At 66.6% G+C, this 8,074-nt stretch carries 6 protein-coding genes and 2 other RNA genes; 1 reads left to right on the top strand and 7 read right to left on the bottom strand.

Annotated features, from left to right (window positions below):
• Positions 1 to 57 precede the first annotated feature (57 nt).
• Positions 58 to 2,130, bottom strand: coding sequence for a tetratricopeptide repeat protein (locus ABQU90_RS11075; protein WP_323520977.1), 2,073 nt, complete (start codon positions 2,128 to 2,130; stop codon positions 58 to 60).
• Positions 2,131 to 2,650: 520 nt separating this feature from the next.
• Here ABQU90_RS11075 and ABQU90_RS11070 point away from each other — a divergent pair.
• A non-coding RNA gene (locus ABQU90_RS11070) (sX9 sRNA) lies at positions 2,651 to 2,727 on the top strand.
• A gap of 3 nt (positions 2,728 to 2,730) precedes the next feature.
• Here ABQU90_RS11070 and ABQU90_RS11065 read toward each other — a convergent pair.
• The 6 genes from ABQU90_RS11065 to ABQU90_RS11040 all read right to left on the bottom strand — a co-directional run bounded on the left by ABQU90_RS11065 (position 2,731) and on the right by ABQU90_RS11040 (position 8,072).
• Entirely contained in the window at positions 2,731 to 3,717 is a 987-nt protein-coding gene (locus ABQU90_RS11065) for a YheT family hydrolase (protein ID WP_115526710.1), read from the bottom strand.
• A 63-nt stretch (positions 3,718 to 3,780) separates the two neighbouring features.
• Positions 3,781 to 4,680 (bottom strand): lysophospholipid acyltransferase family protein, encoded by a 900-nt coding sequence (locus ABQU90_RS11060; protein WP_193552404.1) that lies wholly within the window; start codon positions 4,678 to 4,680, stop codon positions 3,781 to 3,783.
• A 21-nt stretch (positions 4,681 to 4,701) separates the two neighbouring features.
• Positions 4,702 to 5,130 (bottom strand): hotdog fold thioesterase, encoded by a 429-nt coding sequence (locus ABQU90_RS11055; protein WP_323520975.1) that lies wholly within the window; start codon positions 5,128 to 5,130, stop codon positions 4,702 to 4,704.
• 256 nt (positions 5,131 to 5,386) lie between these two features.
• Positions 5,387 to 5,463, bottom strand: a non-coding RNA gene (locus tag ABQU90_RS11050) — sX9 sRNA.
• A 72-nt stretch (positions 5,464 to 5,535) separates the two neighbouring features.
• Positions 5,536 to 7,503 (bottom strand): phospholipase D family protein, encoded by a 1,968-nt coding sequence (locus tag ABQU90_RS11045; RefSeq protein ID WP_323520974.1) that lies wholly within the window; start codon positions 7,501 to 7,503, stop codon positions 5,536 to 5,538.
• Positions 7,500 to 8,072 (bottom strand): YceI family protein, encoded by a 573-nt coding sequence (locus ABQU90_RS11040; protein WP_115514961.1) that lies wholly within the window; start codon positions 8,070 to 8,072, stop codon positions 7,500 to 7,502. Before ABQU90_RS11040 ends, ABQU90_RS11045 begins: the two co-directional genes overlap by 4 nt.
• Positions 8,073 to 8,074: the final 2 nt, after the last annotated feature.

Raw genomic sequence — 8,074 nt, 5'->3', positions numbered from 1 at the left:
CCGGGTCCGCTCCTACGACAGCACTGCGGCTGGGAGATACAAGCGGCAGACCGTGCGTCAGTCCTGCGGATACCCGAAGCGCACTGCGATCAACGTGAGCAGGTCGAACTGGGCGCCGAGTACGCCGCGATAACTGCGCCAGCGACCGGACGCCAGGCGTGCCGGGCCGCGCGGTTCGACCAGCGGGAAGTTCAGTCCGAACGCCTGCTCCAGCGCCGTGGAAATGCCCTGCGGGTCGCTTTCGATACCATCCAGGCGGATGATCCGGTGCGGGTACAGATCGCGTTCGTGCAGCACGGCCAGCTGTTCCAGCGCCGCCAACAACCAGTCGGTGGCCTGCTGCGGCGACTGCACGGCCAGCGGCGCGGATGCACCGGCCGAGAGCCAGTCCAGCAGCATGTCGCGCGGGTCGCGCAGCGCGATTGCCAGGCGCCCCTCCGGCAGATGCGGGCGTAGCGCGGTGAGCAGGGTGTTGTCCCACCACAGCAGCCAGTCGATGACATTGCCATCGTCGATACCGCGGCGCAGCAGCTGCGCTTTCCAGCCTTCCACCAAGGCCATTGGCGCCAGTTCGCCGGATACCAATTGCTCGACGCTGCGATAGCTCTGCAACGCGTCGGACGGCGGCGTGGCGCCATAACGGTCGCCGCGCACCAGCGGGGTGGCGGCGTCCATCACCGCGATCAGCCGTTCGACATGCGAGCCCGGGGTGCCCCAGACAAACAGCGGACGCGCGGTGACGGTGTCGGGAATGCTGCCCAGCGCCGGCCACTGCATCGGCTGTTTGGCAGCCTGCGGCGGCAACGGCAGGCGGTGCTGGGCCTGTTCGCGATGGAACTGCATCCAGGTGGCCAACGCGGCGTCGGGCTGGCCGGCGCGGTCCTGCACATTGCCTAGCCACGGCCGCAGCACGGTCTGCTGCGGTGCGGGCAACGACTCGATCAAGGATTCGACACAGGCGATCGCCGCCGGCGGGTCGCGCTCCAGCAGCGCTTCGACGATGCGCTGTTCGCCGCTGATGCGGCCCGGCTCCACCGCCACGATCTGCCGCGCCACCATTTCCGCGTCCTCGGCGTGGCCCTGCATGTCGTGCACGCGCATCAACGCTTCCAGCGCCGGCAGGTGCTCGGGCATGCCCAGCAGCCAACGCTCGATCACCGCCTGCGCCTGCGGCCCGCCGACCGGCTCCACTGCCAGCCGCGCCAGCCATAGATCGTGCGCATTGCTGGAGGTGGCCAGCGCCGCATCCAGGGTGTCGCGCGCATCGTCCACCGCGCCCAGACGCTCCCAGGCGGTGAGCAAGGCATGCAAGGTGCGGCGGTCGGCCGGCCAGTGGGCCAGCGCCAGGCGCAGATGCGCAGCCGCCTGATCGGGGCGACCGGCCTGCAATTCCATCTCGCCGGCCAGCCGGCGCATCGCCGGGATGTCGCCATCGGGCTGGGCCAGCACGCCCTGCATCGCGGTCAGCGCATCGTCCAGGCGGCCCTGGCGCTGGGCCAGCTGGGCGATGAACGCGCGCAGCGCGGTGCCCGGCGGATTGAGCTCGACCACGCGCTCGAACGCGCGCTCGGCAAACGCAAAATGTTCCTTCTGCAGATACGCAAAGCCCAGCGCGAACATCACCCGTGGGTCGTCCGGCAGCTGCTCGGCAGCGCGGGTCAGCAACGACAGCGCGCGGTCGCTCTGGCCGCGACGCATCTCCACGACGCCATCGACCGCCAGCAGCTGCGGGTGGTCCGGCGCCAGGCGTGCGGCGGTACGGCTCAGTCGCTCGGCGTCGTCCAGATCGCCGCGCCCCACCGCCAAGTGCGCCTGCATCACGTAGGCGTTGAACTGGTTGGGGTCCAGCGCGGTGCTGCGCGACAACGCGGCATCGGCCGCCGACAGGTTGCGCGTGGCCAGCAGCAGCCCGGCGTGCAGCAGGTGCAGATCGGCGTCTTCCGGGGTCAGCGTCAGCGCGGTTTCGATGCTGGTCAGCGCCAGCGCAGGTTGGCCTTGCTGTTGCAAGGACAACCCGAGCCAGCGGTGCGCGGCAGCGTTATCGGGCGCGGTGGTCGCCCACTCGCGGGCCAGCGCCACCGCATCGTCGGCCGCATTGCGGCGCAGGGCTTGAAGAATGGCGTCTTGCATGGCGGCGGCGTGTCCCGGACAAACCACTATTGTAACGATGCGCGCTGCGGCGGCTTGGTGTGCGACGGACGCTGCGATCTATCGCCACGCCCGCGTTGTGACTGCCCGGCGTTCAAGTGGAAGTTCAACGCCTGTGCAAGGCCCTTTATCCAGCGCCGTTGCGGTTCTAAGAGCGATTGATCGTCCGGGTCGGGCGTTGAAACACGTGCCGACATCCGACGCGGCACGCTTGCGCCGTCGGCCACGCAGAGCATCCCAAGGACCAGATGCCTCGTGTACCAGATCGCAGCTTGGGGACCAACGGAGGCCGGCCCTAGTCGTGGACGGAACAGGATCTCGCCGGTCTGCAGATCCGTGTAGAGCCTGACCGAGCTGAAGTAGGCCATCAGACCGCCTGTAACCGCTGATAAAACCGCGACCAGGGCATCGAGAGACGGATGTCTTTTCAGCCTGACTGTAAGAGTAGCCAACAAAACTCCTGTGCAGCCGCCAGGCGGGCGCGCCCGGCGCACAGTGCGGCATGGACCACGCATACACGCCGGTTCTGAGCGCGCCGTCCGCAGCCACCTGACAACTGCTCGCTACGGTGTGTTAGCCGTCCTAAAGAGCGGCGGCCAGCCGCTCGGCCACCCAGCGTTCGGCAAAGCCGTCGCCGCGGGCGTTTTCCAGAAAGCCGCAATGGCCGCCCCAGCGCGCGATTTCCAGATGCGCGTGCGGCGGCAATTGCCAGCCGGCGAAGTCCTCGAACGGAATCACCGGGTCGTCTTCGGCCATCAGGATGTCCGAAGGCACCTGCAGGCCGGCCAGCCGCTCGCCGGCGATCGAATAGCTGTCGAAATACGCTTCCAGCGAACCGTGACCGGTGTGCTGCACTGCCAGCCAGGCCATCAGCTCGCGCATGTCCAGCGCCAGGGTGGCGTCGTCGTAGCCGTGCTGGTCCGGAAAAAGCTTGCGCTTGCGCAGCAGCGATTCGCGCCATTTGCGGCGGAAGTACCAGTCGTAGAACTGCGGGCCTTTTTCCAGCTGGGTCATGGTGGCGGCCGGGTCCAGCAACGGACATACCGCCGCCACCCGCGCCAGCGGCAGGCCCGCCGCCGGTGCCCGCAACGCTAGCCGCAGCGCGAAGTTACCGCCCAGCGAATACCCCGCCGCCAGTAGCTGCGGCGCGGGAAAGCGCCGCCACAGATCGCCGGCCGCGTTGACCACCTCGTCGATGCGATCGGAGTGGAACAGGTCCACATTGAGATGGTGGGTGCCGCCGTGATCGCGAAAATTCAGCCGGAATACCTGGTAGCCCAGGCCGAGCAGGCGCGCGGCGGTCAGCCGCATGTAGTTGGAATCGGCGCTGCCTTCCCAGCCGTGCAGCAGCAGCACGGTGCCACGCACCGGCGTATCGCCGGGCGGTACGCTCATCCAGCCCTGCAGCCGTACGCCGTCGCCGCCGTCGAGAATATGTTCGCTGGTGACCGCGCCGCTGGCGCTCAGCAACTGACGGCTGCGCAACCGGCGCAAGCCGCTGCTGGCCAGCACCGATTGCACATGCGGATTGCGCAGCCAGCGCGGCGGCTGAAAGTCGGAGGCGTTCATGCGCTCATCGGGCCAGGCACGAAAGCGCTGGCCGCAGGGTGGATGAGCGCGCGCATCGCCGGCTCAGGACTCCATCGCGGCGATGATGCGTTGACGCGAGGTGTCGGCCAGGCGGCGACGTCCTTCGATATCGAACGCGCCGATCGGCTCCAGGAAATGGATTTCAGCCAGGCGCGACGGCTCGCCGAGCAAGCGCACGATGTTGGCGAAGAAACTTTCGCGTTCGCCGAACGCCACCACCGCCTGCGCAGCGCCACGCGTGCCGTAGCGCAGCGCCACAGGCTGCACCGGCACGCCGGCTTCCACCGCCGCCTGGAAGATGCGCGCATGGAACGGGCCCACTTCGGTACCGCCGCGGGTGCGCCCTTCCGGAAACACGCCTACCGGCTTGCCGCTGCGCAAACGCTGCAGCATTTCCAGCAGCACCCCGCCCAGCGATTCGGTGTTGCCGCGTTGATGGAAGATGGTCTGGCCCTTGGCCGCCAGCCAGCCCACCAGCGGCCAGCCGGCGATTTCGCGCTTGGCCACAAAGCCCATCACGCGCTGGCTGTGCAGCATGGAGATGTCGACCCAGCTGACGTGGTTGGCCACGAACAGGGTGGCGCCCGATAGCGGCGTGCCGAAGCGACGCAGACGGAAACCGAAAATGCGCATCAGGTTGCCCTGCCACCAGCGGATCATCAGCTCGTCCAGGGTGTCCTCAGCGCCGGTACGGATGCGCGCCAGCGGCGGCGTCACCACGCACAGCATGGTGATCGGCAGGAACACAGACAGATGCAACAGCAGCAGCGGCACCCGATACAGGTACCGGAACCAACGCAGCGGGCCGCCAGCGTCGCGCGTGGCGTCCAGGGATGACTCGCTCATTCGACGAACGGGACCGGTAACGGGGGAAGGAGGCACGACTATTGTGACAGCAGCTCGGCCGCGGCGCAGTGCCGGCAGCGGATGGCGCTGTTCCACCCATGCAGCTGCCAGGCGTGCTCAGCCATTGCTGCGCGCCACCACGGCCAGGGTCAGGCGCGAGACGCAGACGCGCTTGCCGGCCGGATTTTCGATGACGATGTCCCAGACATGGGTGCTGCGCCCCACGTGCACCGCGCGTGCGGTACCGGTGACCAGGCCCTCGGTGGAGGCACGCAGATGGTTGGCGTTGATCTCCAGCCCCACGCACATCTGGGTGGTCATCTCCACGCACAGATTGCCGGCACTGCTGCCCAGGGTTTCGGCCAGCACCACCGAGGCGCCGCCATGCAGCAGGCCATACGGCTGCTTGGTGCGCGCATCCACCGGCATGGTGGCGCGCAGCCAATCGTCACCGGCCTCGGTGAATACGATGCCCAGATGTTCGATCAGGGTATTTCGGCTGGCGGCGTTGAGGACAGCAAGATCGACGGGAGCGCGGAAGGTCATGGGCTGGGATTTGTGATTTGGGGGAATCGGGAATCGGGAATCGGGAATCGGGAATCGGGAATCGCAACAGCATCTGCGAGATTGCGACTGGTGCAACGCCTGCCGCTGTCTGGTGGATTTAAGGCTACTGCAATCGTCGGTGTCGCTGCTTGCCACGGAGTGGCGGGAGTGGTCGCGCCGCTGGGTGAGCGGGTGGCCTATACGGTTGCCGGCAGCTCGCGCGCCGCTTGTTGCTGTCGAACGATTGCAGCCATAGAGCGGTAAAACCGCAGCGAGCAGTCGTCAGGTGCGTGTGGACCGCGCGCTCAGAGCCGGAGTGTACGCGTGGTCCATGCCACACCGAGCGCAGGCCGCGCCCACCTGGCGGTGAGCACAGTCGTTTTGTTGGCTGTTCTTAGCTGTCGATCAAAGAATCGGCACCAGGCCGGCGCCGAATGCGGTCAGCATGCGTACCAGCAACCATTTGGGGCCGACGTTGACCTCGGGGAAATCGCCAACTGCCACATAGCACTGCCGGAACTGCGGGTCCTGGCGCTTAAGCGGGAACGGGCAACCCGGGCCGGGCTGGAACTCGTAATTGGTCGCGTAGCGCCACGGCCAGAAGTCCAGCACCGGCAAGGCTTCGGAGACCTTGCCCACGCTGTAGTTCAATCCGCTCAACACCGGCGGCTTTTCGCGCGGAGCCACCGTCCAGGCATTTTCCGGGTTCATATCGCGTTCGATGCTGGCCGCCAGCGCCTGCGCAAAGCGCGGATCGTCGATCACCACCGCCGCTTCGGTGTTGTAGTTTTCGCTGCGCGGATCGAAGTTGTGCGTGCCGATCACGCCGATGCGCCGATCCACCACCAGCGATTTGGCGTGCAGCCCCATGCGCGCACCGGCGCGGGTCACCGGCAGCGGTTTGTTGACCGCACGCGTTCCCAGAAACGAGGGCCGGGTTTCGGTGCGCAGCACGCGGCGATCGACTTCGCTGCCGCCAGGCGTACGGCCGGCGCCGCTGCTGCCACGCACCGCATTGCCGGCCGCACTGCCGCCGATCAGGCGATTGTCGCGACTGTCTTCGTTGATGTCGGAGGCAGGATTGAGCGGGTCCGGCACCAGATTGGCGTAGTCCACCGGCGCATCCAGCGGAAACGGCTTGAACTCGTACAGGTTGAAACCCAGCTCGCGCATGTTGCGGCGTTTGAACTTGTACGACAGCGCATACACGATGGGGTTATCGGTGGCCGCCAAGCTATTGGTCGACACCACGATGCGCGGCGGCTGCGGGCGTTTGCGCAGCTCCCGGAAGATCGCCTGGGCCTCGTCGGACAACACCAGATACGGCGTTTGCAGCAGCACTTCCTGCTGTGCGCCGGCGATCAGGCTATCCAGCTCCGGCGCCGTCGACACTGCTTTGGAGGCATGTTCCTTGCGATGCTTTTGCGGCAGGTCGGCCACGTAGAGCACGCGCTGCACCGACATCGCCGGGGTGACGAAGGCGTCGCGCACGAACTGCGGATCGCGCGCTTCCTGGTCCACCCGCGCCACCCGATCCGGGCGGCGGAATTGTGCGGGCGGCATCTGCGGTGCGCCCTGTTCCAGCAGCAGCTTGCCCACATCGTTCAGGCGCTCGGCCGGGACACTGCGCCGCGCGCGCCAGAATGCATCGAAGTTGGCCGCCATCGCGCGTACTTCCGGGCCGGCCAGAATCACGTCGCGGTCGCGGAAGTTATATTCGCTGTCCCAGTCGTAATAGTCGTCCTGGTAATTGCGCCCGCCGACCACCCCGAGTACGTCGTCCACCACCAGCAACTTGTTGTGCATGCGCTGGTTGAAGCGCCGGAAACAGCACACCACGCTACCGGCGTAATCGAAGTAGTTGAGTTTGACCTTGCCGAAGGTGGGGTTGTAGATGCGCAGCTGCAGGTTTTCGTGGGTGCTGGCGAGCGCCCCGAGAATCTGCAGGTCGGCGATTGCCGACAGCTGATCGATCAATATGCGGACCTTGACCCCACGCTGCGCCGCATCGGTCAGCGCGTCCAGAATCATGCGCGCACTGTCGTCCTTGTCGAAGATGTAGGTCTGCAGGTCGATAGTGCGGGTTGCGCTGCGAATCAGGTTGAGCCGCGCCACCAGCGATTCTTCGCCGTGGTCGACGATGGTGGCGTAATGCCGCGGCGCGGCCGGCGTGGAGGCAGTGATGGCGTCGCCACCCAGGGTGCGCAGCGGCGAGGGCTGGGCGCAGTGATTGGCCTGGGTGCAGCTCACCACGGTGCTGCGTGCCGCAGCGGCAACGCCGGCGGCACGGTTGCGTTCGATTTGCGACAGGCCGGCGCATCCGGTGCCGAGCAACAGGGTTGCCAGCACGAGGACCCTCAACAGGAACCTCACGGGCGCCGCGCCTCCTGCAACCGCCCACGCAGAATGAACGTCACCCTGTCGCCCAGGGCCATCTGCCACGCATTCATTCCGTAACGTCCACGCAGGACCGTACCTCGACTGATCACGTCGCAATCATAGCCCGGCCGCGCGCATTCAGCCGGTGCCACATGCAGGGTCTCGATGTGGGTGATTCCGCGGATGGTCAGGTTGCCGGTGATGTCGCCCCCTCCCCTGACCACCTCTTCGGCATACGGCAGCGACTCGAATTCCACCACCGGGTAGCGCGCCACGTCGAAGAAATCCTCGCCCCGCATCCAGCTGGTGTAGCGGTCCTTGCCCGGAATCTCCACCTGGGTAGCGTCCAGCCGGAAGCGCACTTGCATGCGCCGATCGGGCAACTCCACCAGCTCACCGCGAAACCGCGGGAAAAACCCCTCCATCTTCATGCCGAAACGGGTTTTGATCTCGAACCCGAAACGCGATTGCGCCGGGTCGATGGCGTGCACTTTCTGCTGTGCAAGGCAGGGAAACGTGACCCAGAGCGCCAGCCAGGCAAACCAGCGCAGCGACGATGACACAG

The sequence above is a fragment of the Xanthomonas sp. WHRI 10207 genome (genome assembly GCF_040202975.1).
In the GTDB taxonomy this organism is placed as follows: domain Bacteria; phylum Pseudomonadota; class Gammaproteobacteria; order Xanthomonadales; family Xanthomonadaceae; genus Xanthomonas.
Note: the sequence above shows the minus strand (reverse complement) of the source record. Positions and strands in the feature narration are given on the sequence as shown.

Coding starts and splice junctions, on each gene's coding strand:
- ABQU90_RS11065 (WP_115526710.1), bottom strand. CDS start 3,717: ATGAACGCCTCCGACTTTCAGCCGCCGCGCTGGCTGCGCAATCCGCAT.
- ABQU90_RS11075 (WP_323520977.1), bottom strand. CDS start 2,130: ATGCAAGACGCCATTCTTCAAGCCCTGCGCCGCAATGCGGCCGACGAT.
- ABQU90_RS11055 (WP_323520975.1), bottom strand. CDS start 5,130: ATGACCTTCCGCGCTCCCGTCGATCTTGCTGTCCTCAACGCCGCCAGC.